This is a genomic window from Collinsella sp. LCP21S3_A3 (assembly GCF_052118905.1).
In the GTDB taxonomy this organism is placed as follows: domain Bacteria; phylum Actinomycetota; class Coriobacteriia; order Coriobacteriales; family Coriobacteriaceae; genus Collinsella.
On record NZ_JBQKGH010000001.1, the window covers coordinates 87854 to 103211 of the forward strand.

At 59.7% G+C, this 15358-nt stretch carries 13 protein-coding genes; 9 read left to right on the forward strand and 4 right to left on the reverse strand.

All coding sequences use genetic code 11. The annotated features are described in order from the left end of the window. Positions 1–19 precede the first annotated feature (19 nt). Complete coding sequence (locus ACTQ0H_RS00455) at positions 20–1795, reverse strand: PTS lactose transporter subunit IIBC (protein WP_427718986.1); 1776 nt, start codon at positions 1793–1795, stop codon at positions 20–22. Positions 1796–2152: 357 nt separating this feature from the next. Between ACTQ0H_RS00455 and ACTQ0H_RS00460 the strand changes: the two genes are divergently transcribed. The 7 genes from ACTQ0H_RS00460 to ACTQ0H_RS00490 all read left to right on the forward strand — a co-directional run bounded on the left by ACTQ0H_RS00460 (position 2153) and on the right by ACTQ0H_RS00490 (position 8716). Continuing rightward, positions 2153–3157, forward strand: a complete 1005-nt coding sequence (locus ACTQ0H_RS00460) for a LacI family DNA-binding transcriptional regulator (RefSeq protein WP_427718989.1) — start codon at positions 2153–2155, stop codon at positions 3155–3157. Positions 3158–3371: 214 nt separating this feature from the next. Further along, the gene (locus tag ACTQ0H_RS00465; RefSeq protein ID WP_055252615.1) at positions 3372–3710 is read left to right on the forward strand and encodes a PTS lactose/cellobiose transporter subunit IIA; all 339 of its coding nucleotides are present in this window, start codon (positions 3372–3374) and stop codon (positions 3708–3710) included. Positions 3711–4126: 416 nt separating this feature from the next. Beyond that, positions 4127–5137 (forward strand): hypothetical protein, encoded by a 1011-nt coding sequence (locus tag ACTQ0H_RS00470; RefSeq protein ID WP_427728581.1) that lies wholly within the window; start codon positions 4127–4129, stop codon positions 5135–5137. 310 nt (positions 5138–5447) lie between these two features. Further along, on the forward strand, positions 5448–5876 hold the full coding sequence (gene lacA / locus ACTQ0H_RS00475; protein WP_006234830.1) for a galactose-6-phosphate isomerase subunit LacA: 429 nt from the start codon (positions 5448–5450) through the stop codon (positions 5874–5876). A 63-nt stretch (positions 5877–5939) separates the two neighbouring features. Continuing rightward, complete coding sequence (gene lacB, locus ACTQ0H_RS00480) at positions 5940–6464, forward strand: galactose-6-phosphate isomerase subunit LacB (protein WP_006234831.1); 525 nt, start codon at positions 5940–5942, stop codon at positions 6462–6464. Between the two features lie 378 nt (positions 6465–6842). Further along, positions 6843–7724 (forward strand): aldose 1-epimerase family protein, encoded by an 882-nt coding sequence (locus ACTQ0H_RS00485; RefSeq protein WP_441063001.1) that lies wholly within the window; start codon positions 6843–6845, stop codon positions 7722–7724. 56 nt (positions 7725–7780) lie between these two features. Further along, on the forward strand, positions 7781–8716 hold the full coding sequence (locus tag ACTQ0H_RS00490) for a hexose kinase (RefSeq protein WP_441063002.1): 936 nt from the start codon (positions 7781–7783) through the stop codon (positions 8714–8716). Positions 8717–8993: 277 nt separating this feature from the next. Here ACTQ0H_RS00490 and ACTQ0H_RS00495 read toward each other — a convergent pair whose 3' ends face one another. Continuing rightward, positions 8994–10622: a UDP-glucose--hexose-1-phosphate uridylyltransferase gene (locus ACTQ0H_RS00495; RefSeq protein ID WP_441063003.1), complete on the reverse strand. Its 1629-nt coding sequence runs from the start codon at positions 10620–10622 to the stop codon at positions 8994–8996. Next, a complete protein-coding gene (locus tag ACTQ0H_RS00500) occupies positions 10613–11818 on the reverse strand; it encodes a galactokinase (RefSeq protein ID WP_441063004.1) in 1206 nt (401 codons plus the stop codon). Before ACTQ0H_RS00500 ends, ACTQ0H_RS00495 begins: the two co-directional genes overlap by 10 nt. 383 nt (positions 11819–12201) lie before the next feature. Here ACTQ0H_RS00500 and ACTQ0H_RS00505 point away from each other — a divergent pair, with 383 nt between their 5' ends. Together ACTQ0H_RS00505 and ACTQ0H_RS00510 are read left to right on the forward strand one after the other, a co-directional pair. Further along, on the forward strand, positions 12202–13188 hold the full coding sequence (locus tag ACTQ0H_RS00505) for a LacI family DNA-binding transcriptional regulator (RefSeq protein WP_154515200.1): 987 nt from the start codon (positions 12202–12204) through the stop codon (positions 13186–13188). A 129-nt stretch (positions 13189–13317) separates the two neighbouring features. After that, complete coding sequence (locus ACTQ0H_RS00510) at positions 13318–14478, forward strand: FprA family A-type flavoprotein (protein ID WP_441063005.1); 1161 nt, start codon at positions 13318–13320, stop codon at positions 14476–14478. A gap of 64 nt (positions 14479–14542) precedes the next feature. Here the strand turns inward: ACTQ0H_RS00510 and ACTQ0H_RS00515 are convergent, their stop codons facing one another. Then, on the reverse strand, positions 14543–15346 hold the full coding sequence (locus ACTQ0H_RS00515; protein WP_441547677.1) for a DeoR/GlpR family DNA-binding transcription regulator: 804 nt from the start codon (positions 15344–15346) through the stop codon (positions 14543–14545). Positions 15347–15358: the final 12 nt, after the last annotated feature.

Here is a 15358-nt window from a genome sequence, read left to right on the forward strand (position 1 = left end):
GGCTGGCCCTGTGCGTTACTTACTTCGAGAGTTGCTCGCTTACGAAGGCGAGAGACTTATCGCCGTTCTGGGAAAGCTCAATGTACTGCTTACCGCGGCAGGCGACGCACTTGTTGCCCACGCGCTCGCAGTCCTTCTGCAGGTCGGCCAGGTAGCTTGCGGCTTGCGGGGCCAGGACGACCAGATCGAAGTCGGGGAGCATGTCCACGTGGTTGCCATAGGCCTCGGCAGCGGTTTCAAGATTGATGCCGCGCTCCTTGGCGGCCTTGGCCAGCGCGTTGGCGAGCAGGCCCGAGGTACCGCCACCCTGGCAGAGCACGAGCACGCGTTTGCCGTTGAGGTCGCTGGTGGCCGTTGCCTCGGCAGCGGGTGCTGCGGAAGCGGCGGGAGCGCCGGCTTCCACGGCCTCGGCAGCAGCGCCGGCGGCAACGCTCTTGGCATCGGCCTTGCCCTGGAAGGCATCGTTGAGCTTGGCGGCCTTCTCGGCGTTCTTGGCGGCGAGCTCCTCCTGGGAAATCTCGGCCTCCTCGGCGCACTTCTGGGCGTCATAGGCACGGAAGAACGGATAGTACAGAACGAAGTCGACGACCAGGATAAGGGCGAGCATCACAAAGGCGAGCGGCTGGAAGCCCAGGCCCATGATGGTGCCGATGGGGCCGGGGACGGTCCAAGGCAGGGTGTACATAAAGCCGTTCATGCCCAAGAAGTCGATAAAGATCTTGAGGATCCAGATGTTGGCGATCGGGGCAAAGACAAACGGGACAAAGAAGACGGGGTTGAGCACGATAGGCGCGGCGAACAGCAGCGGCTCGTTGACGGCAAAGCACACGGGGACGATGGCGGCCTTACCGACAGCGCGCATCTCCTGGGACTTGGCCAGGAAGCAGAACATAAAGACCAGGACGAGCGTGGCGCCGGTGCCGCCCATGCAGACGACGAAGTACTGGGCACCCTGGGTCAGGACAGCGGAAGCGTGCTGGCCGGCCTGGAACGCAGCCAGGTTGTCGGTCATGTTGGAAACGAGGGCGGCGGCGATGGCGGGCTCGACGATCGAGGGGCCGTGGACGCCCACGAACCAGAACAGGCTCATGGCGCCGTAAATCACAGCAAGGCCGATGTAGCCGTCGGCAGCGGTGAACAGGGGCTGGAACACCTGGATGACGCCCTGGGCAAAGCAGAAGCCAAAGGCAGCGCGGAAGACGATGTCAAAGACCCAAAAGACGGTGATGCAGACGGAGAAGGGGATGATGTCCTTAAAGGTCTGCGAGATGTTGGGCGGAACCTGCTCGGGCATCTTGACGGTGATGTTGCGCTTGATAAAGAACTTGTAAATGATGCCGGTCACAAACGCAGCGATGAAGGCGGTCAGTAGGCCCTTGGAACCAAGGTAGGTGGTGTTGAAGCCACTGGCGGCATCCGTGGCGATGGTGTCGCTCGAAAGGAGCAAGAAGCCGATGATGGCCGCGCACATGCACGAGATAAAGTTGATCTGGTTATTCTTGGGCAGATCGCGGTTCTGGGCGTCGGCGAAATGCTTGGCCGTGGTAGCGGCGCAGGCGATGGCCAGGATGCCCATGGAGTAGTTGTAGCACTTCCACAGGGCGTTGTTGATGTCATCGGGCCAGTAGAAACCCCAGATGTTGGGGACCGAGGCTACCAGGCAGAAGATGGACGAGAAGATGATGATGGGGATGACGGAGATAAAACCGTCGCGGATCGCCTTGAGGTACTTGTTGCGGGCGATCGCGTTGAAAAAGGGCTGGCCCTTTTCGATGGTGGCGATGAGTTGCTCCATGCAAAGCTCCTAAGAGTCGGTGGGTTAGCAACGATGGTAGCTTTTGACGTTTGGTTGCCAAAATGCTGACGTTGCCATTTTGTGACACAAAATAAGATGCGAACCGATGGCCCCTGTGCCTGCGGACCGTCGATTTCTTGCGCGTAAACGTTTGAGCCGCCCGGTGGCTCTGTGTTTGCACAATGGCAACGTTAACATTTGGGCGATAAAAGCCGTTCGGGGAAGCAAAAATGTCGGTGAACGGTAGGTTTTGGGTGGTGAGCGTATGGTGGGGGAGGCGTTAGATATACTTGAAGATGTTTCATTTGACTGCGTAGGGTGCCACCAATGGCATCGTTGACATAGAAAGATCGACCTATGGCCGCTGTTAAAAAATCGGTTTCCGTTAAGGATGTGGCGCTCCTCGCGGGCGTCTCAGAACAGACGGTCTCGCGCACCGTCCACGATTCACCCAGCGTGCGCCCCGAGACCAAGGAGCGCGTGCGTGCCGCCATGCGCGAGCTGGGGTATCGCCCCAATTTTGCCGGTCGATCGCTGCGCCGCGGCAAGTTTAAGACCGTCGGCGTCGCCATGTTCAACATTACCGGTACCGGCAACCTCGACCGTATGGAGGGCTTTGCCGCCGCCGCCGATAAGCACGGCTACGCCATTACCCTCACTAAAGTAGATGGACATCCCTATACTCTCGAGAGCGCATCGTCGCGCATGAGCGCACTGCCGGTGGATGGCATGGTTGTGATCATGAATCGCATGCCGGCGGACTTTGGCACCTTTGAGCCGCTGCCTGGTATGCAGACGGTGCTCGTTACCATGCTGGAGCACCCGCTGTGCTCGACGGTCGATAACGATCAGTTCGATTGTTCGCGCCAGGTTGTCGAGTACTTGCTGGGGCAGGGGCACAAGACCGTGCACTTTATCTCGTGTCCCGAACGCTCGCTTTCGGGCATGCAGCGCGAGGAGGGCTGGCGCGAGACATTGCGTGCGCATGGTATTGAGCTGCCGCGACTCATCCGTGGCGACTGGACGGCGCGGAGTGGATATGCCGCAGGCCAGGCTCTGGCGGACGATCCGACCTGTACTGCCATCTATGCCTCCAATGACGCCATGGCCTACGGCTGCATTCGCGGACTCGAGTCGCGCGGAAGGCGTGTGCCCGAGGACGTGAGCGTGGTGGGGGTTGATGATAGTCTGGGCGACATCGTGCCCGATCGTCGCCTGACCACCGTGCGCTTTGACAACAAGCGTGTCGGCATGTGGGCAGTCGACAAGATCGCCGGCGCCGAGGGAGTTGCGTCTGGCGTGGAGCACATGCTGATCCCCGGCGTGCTCGTAGAGGGCGATACGGTGCACGATTTGCGTTAGGGCGCGGTCCTGTTTGGGTTTCCGTTAATCATGTTTGATATTGTTCGAAATGGTTTGGAAACCGTTCACGGGCAAAAATTGACCGTTCATAGCTTGAAATTACGTTTTGCGCTGTTCTTTTTTGTTTGAATGTTATTGTTTCTGTCATACACAACGCAGCGCGTATGCCCGGACGCGGTGCTCTCCGTTGGTTCATATGTGAAAGGAACGCAATATGGCAACCAAAGAAGAAATCTCGATGGTTGGATTCGAGATTGTCGCATACGCGGGTGACGCCCAGACTGATCTGCTTGCAGCGCTCGATGCTGCTCGCGAGGGTGATTTTGAGAAGGCCGAACAGCTGCACAAGGATGCCAGCGATGCGCTTATCGGCGCCCACGACACGCAGACCAAGCTGCTTTCGCAGGAGGCCGGCGGCGGCGAGATGGAGATGACCTTCATCATGGCTCACGCTCAGGACACTCTCATGACCACTATGATCCTGGAGAAGCAGGCCCGCTTTACCATCGATGCCTACAAGCGCATTGCCGAGCTCGAGGCCAAGCTCGCCTAACGAGCCCGCACAACCAAGTCCCCTTCCAAAAGCCCTGCCGCTATCCGCGGCAGGGCTTTTCTGTATCCCATCTATCTCGGTTGCGGCGAAAAAGGGGTCGATAGACCAAAATGACCCGCTTTTCCCGTCCCCGGAGGATCAGTTAGCAGTACTCGCCACGAAACTGGACCATCTACTACGTTTAACCCGATACCCCCGAACACACCTGCGTTTCATGAAAAACTGCAGGCGTTCTACCTGTGGTTTTGTTTTTACGCCACGGGGCATGGTCGGGGATGGGCAGTTAAACGTAGTAGATGGGCCCATTTCATGGCGGGCAGGTCATGCAGCAGTCTGTTGCGCCTCTTGCCGTTCGGTTTTTCGCTGGGTGGGTATACTTCCATCCGCAATACAGGCCGGAATGAGGAGGTATCCAAATGCCGGACAACGGATCGATTCAAAAGAGAGACGCGAGCGAGATGGCTCATGGGCGTCCTGTCCAGATAACCGAGCAAACAACGGTGACCGAGCTGCAGCCCAGCCTATCCGATGTCGTGTGCGCAAACAAAAAACTGCAGATTGGCCTCATCGTTGCGCTCGTGGTACTGGCGCTGCTGTCGGGGTTTGTGGCTCGTCCGCATTTTGCCGATACCAAGACTTGGGACTCTACCATCGAGGTCATCGATCAAAAGAAGGGCAATGTATTGGCGCTCACGACCTCGTGCGTCGCCCTATCTGCGGGTATCACTGCGCTGCCGGGCGATACGGGAACGCCGGTTGCCGAGCAGCTCGCACAGCTTTCGGGTAATCTTGGTATCGTGCTTGCCGTGCTATACCTAGAGAAATATTTACTCACGATTTTGTGGTCGGTTGGCCTGGGCATCCTGATCCCGTTTGCGCTGGTGCTCTTTGCAGCGTCGCTTGGCATTCACGGACGCTGGAGCACGAGCACGGTCATTCGTCGCGTGGCAACGCGTGTGCTGGTGGTCGCCATCATTAGCATGGTGTTGGTGCCCGCGAGCGTATGGGTGTCGCAGAAGGTCGATGAAACGTATCGAGTGAGCATCGAGGCGGCCGAGCAAAAGGCGACTGACGCTGCGAGTGCGGCAGATAGCGATAGCTCCAAAGCAAACAAGAAAAAGACTGAGTCCGCAGAGTCCAAGAACGTGCTTGAACAGCTTGCCGACGGTGCCTCGGGTCTCGTCACGACGGTGACCAGCGGCGCCAAGCAGATGACCGATGAGATTGTGCAGCAGGTGACCGATCTGATCGAAGGCGTCATTGTGATGATAGTGACCTCGTGCGTTATCCCATTGCTGGTGCTCGCGGCGTTTTTGTGGCTGGGGCACACACTGCTGGGGATTGATATTTCCGGGCCGACGAATTATTTGACGGGCCGCTTTCTGGGCACTCCGTCCAAGCATGCCAAGAAGGGCGGGCAGTCCTAGTAGCTAAAACAGCTGTATATACCGGGGAATACCGCCGAAGGGCGGCCGAGACACGTTCTCGGCCGCCCTTTTGTTTGTTGAACACATGGTCGCTACGCCCGCGCCCGGTCCAAACGGTCAGCAATCATCCGTGAACGGTATTTGTTCAAAAAAGAACAAAGATAAACAAATAGTTGTTGCAGTTACTGTTCGAATGTGTTCAAATAAACATGAACAGTGAAGAATCGCACATTCAGATGCCCGGACCTGAACGAGATTCAACACTTCCAAACAGAAACAACGCACCTGCGTATCTCTCAAGGAGGATGTCATGAGGGTTGTAATCGCTTCCGATGCCGACGGTATGTCGATGAAGGAGTCCATCAAGGAGATGCTCATCGCCGATGGTCACGAGGTCGTCGACTATTCCGAGACCCCTGCCGCGGACTTTGTCGATTCCGCTACCGCCGTTGCCAAGGACCTGCTGGAGCACAAGGATTCCCAGGGCTTCGCATTCGATAAGTACGGTGTCGGCTCCTATATGGCCGCCGTCAAGATCAAGGGCATGGTCGTCGCTAACATTTCCGACGAGCGTTCCGCCTACATGACCCGCGAGCACAACGGCTCGCGCATGGTCACCATGGGCCCGGGCGTTGTGGGAACCGAGGTCGCCAAGAAGATCGCCCGCGAGTTCCTGCGTGCCCAGTACGCCGGCGGCCGTCACCAGATCCGTGTCGACATGCTCAACAAGATGGCCTAACGAGAGCCACCGAGAACTCGAACTTCTACCTCAACTTGTGAATTCAGACGAAAGGACGTTCTGATGAAGAAGACCATCGCAATCGGTTGCGACCATATCGTTACGGACGAGAAGATCTATCTGGCCGACCGCCTGGAGCAGGCTGGCTACAAGGTGCTCGACTGCGGCACCTACAGCCACACCCGTACGCACTATCCCATCTACGGCAAGGCCGTGGGCGAGGCTGTTGCCAGCGGCAAGGCCGACTTTGGCGTGGCCCTGTGCGGCACCGGCATCGGCATCACCAACGCCGTCAACAAGGTTCCCGGCGCCCGCTGCGCCCTGGTTCGCGACATGACCTCTGCCCTGTATGCCCGTCGCGAGCTCAACGCCAACATCGTGGGCTTTGGTGGCAAGATCACCGGTGAGTTCCTGATGGCCGATATCATGCTTGCCTTCCTGGAGGAGCCCTACGAGAAGACCCCCGAGCACGATGCCCTGATCGCCAAGATCGATGCTTGCAATAAGGCCGACGCCGAGGCTCAGGCCGACCCGCACTTCTTTGATGAGTTCCTCGAGAAGTGGGACCGCGGAGAATACCACGACTAGTGGGGTTACGCGGTTTTACCAAACCGCGTAACGGGTCGACGCTGCGCGGCGCTCAGGCACCCCATCTCGTCGCTCAAACCGTCGCTCGCGTACATGAAGTACGCGTCGCTCCTCTTTCGCGGCGACCTGGGGCACCTGAGCGCCGCTCGCTGACGTTGGGGGTACCTGCAGGGTTACCGCTGTTGTTGCGAAGCTTTCTGGTTCGGTAAGCTGCTCCGATAACACGTTTGCTTGCTTGGCTTGAGTGCTTCGCTCTTGGCGGTACCCGGCATTCTGCAGCTTTTCAATTGACGGCTCGCGTTTCTGTGAGGGGGCGCGGGCCGGTTTTCTATCAGCCCTATTGACTTGGTGGGCTGTCGTAAGAAAGGGAAGGCTCCTATGGAGTTTGTTCTTGATAACGGTTCTATCCGCGTGGCACTGAGCACGGCGGGCGGGTCGTTCACTTCTATTGCGGCCAACGGCCGTGAGTACCTGTGGCAGGGTGATCCGGCAGTCTGGTCGGGCCAGGCACCCATTTGCTTCCCAATCTGCGGCGGCCTTCGCGACGGTCACGCAATGACCATGGGCGGCCGCGAGGTTAAGCTCGCCCGCCACGGCTTTGCGCGCAAACAGGAGTGGAAACTCGAGGAGCAGAGCGACAACATGGTTGCGCTGAGCCTAAGCTCTGCCGACCATGCCGAGTTGCTCGAGCAGTACCCGTATCCGTTTAAGATCGTTGCTCGTTACACGATCGATGCGGAGAAGGTGGCCGTGTCGTACGAGGTGACCAATGAGGGCACCGAGGACATGCCGTTCTTTGTGGGCGGTCACCCTGGCTTTAAGTGCCCGCTTGACGAGGGCGAGTCCTATGACGACTACGAGCTTCGTTTTGAGCAGCGCGAGGCCACCGAGCTCTGTACTGCCGTTCCCTCGACGGGCCTGATTGATGTTGAGCATCGCAGCAAGAACCCGATGGTTGGCCATGACCTGCCGCTGACCCACGAACTCTTTGACTTCGCAGAGACCATCTTTGACGTGCTCGAGAGCCGCGTGGTTACGCTTACCAAGAAAACCGAGGACAAGGGCGTGCGTCTGACGTTCCCCGATATGCCATACCTGATTGTGTGGAGCAAGCCCGAGGGCGACTTTGTGGCCGTGGAACCGTGGGGTGGTCTGTCCACCTGCTCCGACGAGGACGATATTCTGGAGCACAAGCGTGGCTGCCTGGTGGCCAAGCCGGGGGAGACCGTTACCCGCGGCTTTGAGATCGAGATCCTTTAACGAGCTATCGTATGTTTGGGGCCGCGCGTGTCGTGCCCCGGAAACAGGAGTTCAATATGATTCTGACTGTTACCATGAACCCGTCGATTGATACGCGCTATCAGCTCGATAAGCTGGTCATCGACGATGTTAACCGGGTGACGCCCGAAAAGACCGCTGGCGGCAAGGGCCTCAACGTGAGCCGTGTGCTGCTGCAGCTGGGCGACGACGTGCTCGCGACTGGCCTGCTTGGCGGTCACATGGGTGCCTATATGGCCGAGCTTATGGATGCCGACGGCGTCAAGAACGACTTTGTACCCATTGCCGGCGAGACGCGCATTTGCCTGAATATTCTGCACGAGGGTAATCAGACCGAGCTTTTGGAGAGCGGCCCGCAGATCGCCCCGGCCGAGCTCGAGGCCTTTACGGCCAAGTTCGCCGAGCTTGCAGCGAAGGCGGACGTTGTGACGCTTTCGGGCTCGCTGCCGCGCGGCATCGATGCCGGCTACTATGCCGAGCTCGTCAAGATCGCCGAAGAGGCGGGCGCCAAGGTGCTACTCGACACCTCGGGTGCATCGCTGGAGGCCGCGCTGGAGTCCGACGCTAAGCCCGAGCTCGTAAAGCCCAACCTGACCGAGATTAACGGCCTGCTGGGTACGTCCTTTACGACCGATGATGTCGATGCCCTGCGCGAGGCGCTTGCCGCCGATGGCCGCTTTGCTGGTATTCCCTGGGTCGTTGTCTCGATGGGCGCTGCCGGTTCGGTAGGATTCCATGAGGGCCGCGCGTTCCGCGCCAAGACGCCCGCGATTGCGGCTGTGAACGCGACGGGTTCCGGTGACTCGACCATCGCCGGTTTTGCGCATGCCATTGCTGCTGGCGCCGACGACGTCACGGTGCTCAAGACCGCCAATACCTGCGGCAAGCTCAACGCCATGGATCCCAAGACCGGCCACCTGATCATGGACCGCTGGGACGAGGTCTACAACAGCGTAGAGGTAACCGAACTTTAGAGTTACGGCGTACCGAACAAAACGAGAGTGGATAATCTCCCATTTTGGGCTCGCAAGCGGGCTTAGAGTGGGAGATTTTCCACTCTCATGAGAGGCAGCTAATTTGGGACGGGGCTATTTTGACTACTTCTAGATGCAAAGTAGTCAAAATAGCCCCGTCCCAAATTAGCTGCCCTTGCACCAAAAGCGGCGCCCGCCGGCGATATTGCCGGCAGGCGCCGTTGTCGTATAGGTGGCTATGTCGTGCGGGCTGCTGTTGAACGTTCGGACCCGTTCTCTACAGCGAGTCGATAAAGCGCTGCTGGGCGGCGCGACCGGCTTCGTCCCATTTAAAGACGCCGGCGTTGTCGAGCACGTGGCCAAACACCATGCCGACCTCCTCATGCAGGATGTCGATGGCGCTATCCGCCGTAAGCTCGTCGGCGCGGCGGGCAAAGACGTCCTCGGCCCATGCGGCGTGGCTGCGGCAAAGGTCGTCGCCCTCGAGCGCGCCGGCAAGGTCGTAACTGACATCGGCCTTGGCTGCCAGCAAGTGCTCGCGGACAGCGCCGAGCTCGGGAACCAAGCGCGGCGGCAAAATGGCCAGGCCCATGACCTCGATCAAGCCGATGTTCTCCTTCTTAATATGGTGGTACTCGGCATGCGGGTGAAATACGCCCAGCGGATGCTCGTCGGTTGTGATGTTGCAGCGAAGCGCCAGGTAGGCCTCGTAGATCTCGCCGCCGGCATTGCCGCGAGAGTCGACGCGGCGGATGACGGGCGTCACAGTGTTATGCGCCACGCCGTCGGCTGTGTGCGCGATGACGCCCACAGACTCATCGGTCCACTCGCGCCAGGCGAGGATAATCTTCTCGGCGGCGTCGAGCAGCTGGGCGCGGTCGTGCGAGCGCAGTCTCAGCACCGAAAGCGGCCACTGCAACACGGTGCCGCTGACCTGGTCAAAGCCGGGCACGTTAAACTGCGAGACCTCGGCGGCATGCATCATGGGGAACTCGTGCGCGCCGCCCTGGAAGTGGTCGTGCGACAGAATCGAGCCGCCCACGATGGGCAGGTCGGCGTTGGAGCCAATAAAGTAGTGCGGGAACAGGTCCACAAAATCGAGCAGGCAGGTCAGTCCCTTACGGTCGACGTGCATCGGGCGATGCTCGGCGCTCATAGCGATGCAGTGCTCGTTAAAGTACGCGTACGGGCTGTACTGGAAGCCCCAGCGCTCGCCGTCGAGCTGGATGGGGATAACGCGCAGGTTCTGGCGAGCGGGATGGGCGCCGCCGTCGGCTGCGGCGGAGCGTCCAGGGTAGCCCTCGTTCTCGATGCACAGTTGACAGGCGGGATACTTCTCGCCCGTGTTCTTTGCGGCGCCGGCCGCGGCAATGTCGCGCGGGTCCTTCTCGGGCTTCGACAGGTTAATGGTGATTTCCAGGTCGCCCCAGTTGGTGGGGGTGCTCCATTTGATATTGCGCGCGATGGCGGCGCGGCGCACGTAACCGGCGTCACAGCACAGACCATAGAACCAGTCGGTCGCGGCGCGGGGCTCGTTGACGCCCATGCGTCCGTTGAACTCCTCGTTTACAACCGAAGGCCTCGGCATGAGCGCGCCCATGATGCGCATGGCGATGCGGTCGCGGCCCGACGCCGTGTCCTCGGCAGCGCCGTTGGCAACGGCGTCCTCGGAAAGCGCGGCAAGCGTGCCCTCCAGGTCAAAATTGGGGAGCGTATCGGGGTGCAAGAGCGAGAGCTTCTCGTTCTGCATCGCCCAAGCCATGTCGAGCGCGGGACCCGTGGCGCCGATGCACTCGAGAATGGTGTTGTAGGCCCAGATGCGGTCATCCTGTCCGATCATGGATCGATGGATGGCATACTCAATCAGGCCCTGCGCGGCCTCGCGCACATCAGTCATTACAGCCATGCTGCGTAAGCCCCCTTGTCAGAAATTGCGTAGTGGCGGGCAGAGCCCTCGCCCAGCCAGCCGTTCATCTTGGTGATGAAGGTGCCGACCAGGTCGAGCGGCACGAAGGCCTGGATGGTGCCACCAAAGCCGCCACCGTGGATGCGGACGGCGCCGCGGCCGTCGAGCACATGCTCGGCCAGCGCCAAGGCATACATGGAAGGTTGCTCGGAGCCCAGTTTGGCGACGACATTCTGCAGGTACATGGCGGAGCTGGCACCGGACTCGCGCGTCAGGACCAGGAACTGGTCGATGTCGCCGGCGCTAAGGGCTGCCCAGCGCTTATCGACCAGGCCGTTCTCGTACCAGTAGTGAACGGCGCGCAGGCAGGCACGGTCGCCCAGCTTGGCGCGTAGCTCAGGGAGCTTGGCGTCAAAATCCGCCACGTTTACCTCGCACAGGCGCGTCTTGCCAAACTCGGCGGCGACGTCCTGCATCTCGCGCGGAACGGCGGCGTAGTCGTCGGTAGCTGCCACATGGTCGGCGCCAACCTTAACGAGCACGAGCGCATAGCCGTGATCCTCAAAGTTGAGTTCGAGCTTCTGGGTTTTAGGCTGAGCCTGGTCCTCAAAGTCCATGTAGGCAAGGCCGCCCAGGCACACGGCGGCCTGGTCCATAAGACCGCAGGGCTTGCCGTAATAGTTGTTCTCGGTGCGCTGGCTCATCTGGGCGAGCGCGACGGGCTCGATGGCGGGTGCGCCCCAGAGCGCCTCCATGGCACGACCGTACGCCGCCTCGACAGCAGCGGAGCTCGAAAGACCGCCGCCCGAGGGAACGGAGCAGGTGAAGGCGAAGTCGAAGCCCTGGGGCTCAACGCCCAGAGCGGCGATTTCGTGGGCCATACCGCGGACGAGGCTCGCGGACGTGCCCTTCTCGGACTCCTGAATATCCAGCGTGTCGAGCGTGATCTCAAAGGTAGGATAGCCCTCGTCGGCGACGCGGATCTTGTTGGAGTCGGTTGCCACGGCGATACCGTCAACGGCGACATCGAGCGAGCCGGCGATAACATGGCCGCCCTCGTGATCGGTGTGATTGCCGCTGATCTCAGAACGGCCGGGTGCGTGCACGTAGAGCACCTGGCGGTCGCCGATGGGGCCAAACTCCTCCTCAAACAGTCTGGTGAGCATGGTGAGTGTCTTTTCGTCGGGGGTGGTCATGGGAGTCCTTTCCTTGGCGCGCACGGGTGAGTTTTGCGTCGCTATGAGTACGTTAACAACTTGAAGCAGCATGAACCAAGTGTTCACGATGCCGCACGTTACGGGCTATGTTAACGTACTCATAACAGATCGCTTGTCACTTTTTGAGAATCCGGTAGTCGGTAGAATTACAGCCGTGAACGGTACCGCCGTATGGACTTATAAAGCAGAAGAGATGCAGATAGAAAAAGTAGAGTACGTTAACATGCGTCCGACGATAGCGGGCCTCGGCGCGGGGTGTATTTCTGCCCGGGCCGGCATGCACGCTATTCAGATCTCGCAAGGGTGAAGGTGATTCTGTGGCAAGGCACTCGTCCAACGATACAGGTACGCGTCCGGTCTCCATGGCCGACGTCGCCCGCGCTGCCGGTGTTTCGCAGCAGACGGTTTCGCGCGTCGCCAACGGCTTGCCCAACGTTAACGAGCAGACGCGCCAGCGCGTGCAGGCCGCTATGCAAGAGCTCGGTTTTCGTCCGAGTTATGCCGGTCGCTCGCTGCGCGACGGCCGTTACCATTCGGTCGGTCTGTGCGTCAACGATATCACCAAGTTTGGCAACCTCTCAATGATCGACGGCATCGCCAGCGCTGCTCGCGAGCATAATTGCGCCATCACACTGGTCGAGATGTCCAAGACCGAGGAGTTTTCGCTTGCCGAGGCCACGCGTCGTATGGCTGCGCTGCCGGTGGACGGCATTATCATCGGCATGAGTCGTATGGCGCCCGATTTTGAGACGTTTGATCCGCTGCCGGGCATTGGCACGGTTATTGTTACCATGTACGCGCACCCGCGGGTGACCACGGTCGACTCCGACCATTACGGCTGCTCGCTCTTGCTTATGGATCATCTGTTTGAGCTGGGGCACGAGCAAATTCGCTATATTGGCGGCCCGTCGTTCTCGGTCGACGAGCAATTTCGTCGCGCCGGCTGGCAGGATGCGCTCGAGCATAAGCACATTAAGCCGCAGGCGCCGCTCGAGGGCGACTGGTCTGCCAACAGCGGCTACGAGGCCGGCAGGTACCTGGCCGAGCACGATCGCACCATGACGGCGATTTATGCGGCAAACGATCAGATGGCAAATGGCGCGATTGCCGCGCTGCGTGATAGCGGCCTGCGCGTGCCCGAGGACGTAAGCGTGGTGGGCGTCGACGATTCGCTCGACGACTTTGTCGCGCATAACGAGCTCACGACCGTTCGATTCGATTTACATCAGCGTGGACGCGAGGTGTTTGAGCACGCGGTTCCCGAGGCGGGTACGGCGGGCAAAACCGTTGCTATCCGTATTCCCGGCCAGCTCATTATTCGACATAGCACGGCGATGCCACGCTCATAGTTTGCGCAGGTAAACGACGATTTATCGTATTTCAATAACAATCGGTAAGGATGCCGGCAGATAACAGTTGGAATGCTGCCAAGTGCTATTATAGACAGGTTATTTTGTCTATCTAGGAGGCTTTGTCTGATGGAGATCACCAAGGATATCCGCTACATTGGCGTCGACGACCACGACATTGACTTGTTCGAGGGCCAGTACGATGTGTCCGAGAACGGTATGGCATACAACAGCTACGTTATCTTGGGCGATAAAATCGCTGTCGCCGATTCGGTCGACGGTGGTTTTGTCGACGAGTGGCTCGGCAACCTCGAGGCCGCGCTCGATGGCCGTACGCCCGACTACCTGGTCATCCATCATATGGAGCCTGATCACTCCGCCGGTATCGCCGCCTTTATGGAGCGCTATCCCCAGGCGCAGATTGTGGCCAGCATGGGTGCTTTCCGCATGATGGTCAACTACTTTGGCACCGACTTCCCCGAGCGCAAAATGGTTGTCAAAGAGGGCGATGTGCTCGACCTGGGCGGCCACAGCCTGACGTTTGTCGGTGCCCCCAATGTTCACTGGCCCGAGGTGCTCTTCTCCTATGAGGCCACCGACAAGGTGCTCTTTAGCGCCGACGGCTTTGGCAAGTTTGGCGCCAACGACATCGAGGATCCCGAGGGCTGGGCTTGCGAGGCTCGCCGCTACTACTTTGGCATCGTCGGTAAGTTCGGCAAGTTTGTGCAGGCCGTGCTCAAAAAGGCTGCCGATCTGGATATTCAGATCATCTGCCCGCTCCACGGTCCTGTCCTTACCGAGAATCTGGGCTATTACCTCGACACCTACAACACCTGGTCGAGCTATCAGCCCGAGGACGAGGGCATCACGATTGCCTATGCGAGTGTCTACGGCCATCTGAAGGCCGCTGTCGAGGAGCTCGCCGCAGCGCTCGAGGCTCGCGGCCAGAAGGTTTCCGTCTTTGACCTGGCTCGCGACGACATGGCCGAGGCCGTTGAGGATGCGTTCCGCTATGACCGCCTGGTGCTCGCCTCTATCACCTATCAGGGCGAGATCTTCCCGTTCATGAGCACCTTTATCCACACGCTTGCCGAGCATGCCTACCAGAACCGCACCGTGGCGCTCGTCGAGGCCGGTTCCTGGGCGCCCACCGCTGCCAAGGTTATGACCAAGGAGCTCGAGGGCATGAAGGACATCACCCTGGCGCAGAACAAGGTGACCGTGCTGGGATCGCTCAACGACACATCGCGCGCCCAGATCGAGGCCCTCGCCGACGAGCTTTCCAAGTAGCGATATTTCGCTTTTAACGGGCAAAACCACCACAAAGGGACAGGCCCTTTGTGGTGGTTTTTGTTTAAGCGCCGGCGATGATGAGGGCTGGACGTGCGCTGTCGGCGGCCTCGGCGATTGAGGTGGCGACGGCGGCGTCGGGGTCGCTGTCCATCACGATGATGTCGACGTCGGCAAGCTCAGCAAAACGGTACATGCCGCGTCCGTTGACCTTACTGGCGTCCATGAGGGCGACGCTTTGACGGGCGGCACCGACCATAGCCGCTTTGGTCTCGGCCATCTGCGGAAAGTCGGTCGTAAAGCCGCAGCCGGGAACAAAAGCGCCAGGACACATGACGGCAAGGTCGGCGTGGACCATTTGGAGCGCCTGCATGGTAAGTGGGCCGTACAGATGGCGATGACCTTTGCGCAGTGCCCCGCCCAGCATGACGACATCGACCGAGGGCATGCTCTCGTCAATATAATCGGCGATGGTAATGTCGGCCGTGATAACGGTGATGCCGTCGCGCTGATCGAGGAGCCGGACGAATTCGAGCGCCGTGGTGCCCGAGTCGACGAGCAGCGTGTCGCCGTCATTAACGAGCTCGATGGCGCTTTGCGCGATGGCCTGCTTGGCGGCGACGTTGACATTGATGCGGCGATCTTGCGTGGAGACGGTCAGGCGTTTGTGGAGCGATACGGCACCACCATGTGTGCGACGCAGCTTGCCTGCTTCGGCGAGCGCGTCCAGGTCGGCGCGGGCGGTGACGGAGGACACACCAAAGGTCTGGGCGATTTCTGCTACCTGCACCGAGGCGTTATGCTCGAGTATTTCCATAATGGCGGTACGGCGCTCGTCAGCAAAAGCACGGTTGGTAGCTTGGGCCATGTTTGCTCCATT

Bases quoted from the DNA above. Each gene is read 5' to 3' on its own strand.
- ACTQ0H_RS00495 (WP_441063003.1), bottom strand. From the start codon at position 10,622: ATGGCTGTAATGACTGATGTGCGCGAGGCCGCGCAGGGCCTGATTGAG.
- ACTQ0H_RS00460 (WP_427718989.1), top strand. From the start codon at position 2,153: ATGGCCGCTGTTAAAAAATCGGTTTCCGTTAAGGATGTGGCGCTCCTC.
- ACTQ0H_RS00490 (WP_441063002.1), top strand. From the start codon at position 7,781: ATGATTCTGACTGTTACCATGAACCCGTCGATTGATACGCGCTATCAG.
- ACTQ0H_RS00485 (WP_441063001.1), top strand. From the start codon at position 6,843: ATGGAGTTTGTTCTTGATAACGGTTCTATCCGCGTGGCACTGAGCACG.
- ACTQ0H_RS00515 (WP_441547677.1), bottom strand. From the start codon at position 15,346: ATGGCCCAAGCTACCAACCGTGCTTTTGCTGACGAGCGCCGTACCGCC.
- lacA (WP_006234830.1), top strand. From the start codon at position 5,448: ATGAGGGTTGTAATCGCTTCCGATGCCGACGGTATGTCGATGAAGGAG.
- lacB (WP_006234831.1), top strand. From the start codon at position 5,940: ATGAAGAAGACCATCGCAATCGGTTGCGACCATATCGTTACGGACGAG.
- ACTQ0H_RS00510 (WP_441063005.1), top strand. From the start codon at position 13,318: ATGGAGATCACCAAGGATATCCGCTACATTGGCGTCGACGACCACGAC.
- ACTQ0H_RS00455 (WP_427718986.1), bottom strand. From the start codon at position 1,795: ATGGAGCAACTCATCGCCACCATCGAAAAGGGCCAGCCCTTTTTCAAC.
- ACTQ0H_RS00470 (WP_427728581.1), top strand. From the start codon at position 4,127: ATGCCGGACAACGGATCGATTCAAAAGAGAGACGCGAGCGAGATGGCT.
- ACTQ0H_RS00500 (WP_441063004.1), bottom strand. From the start codon at position 11,818: ATGACCACCCCCGACGAAAAGACACTCACCATGCTCACCAGACTGTTT.
- ACTQ0H_RS00465 (WP_055252615.1), top strand. From the start codon at position 3,372: ATGGCAACCAAAGAAGAAATCTCGATGGTTGGATTCGAGATTGTCGCA.
- ACTQ0H_RS00505 (WP_154515200.1), top strand. From the start codon at position 12,202: ATGGCCGACGTCGCCCGCGCTGCCGGTGTTTCGCAGCAGACGGTTTCG.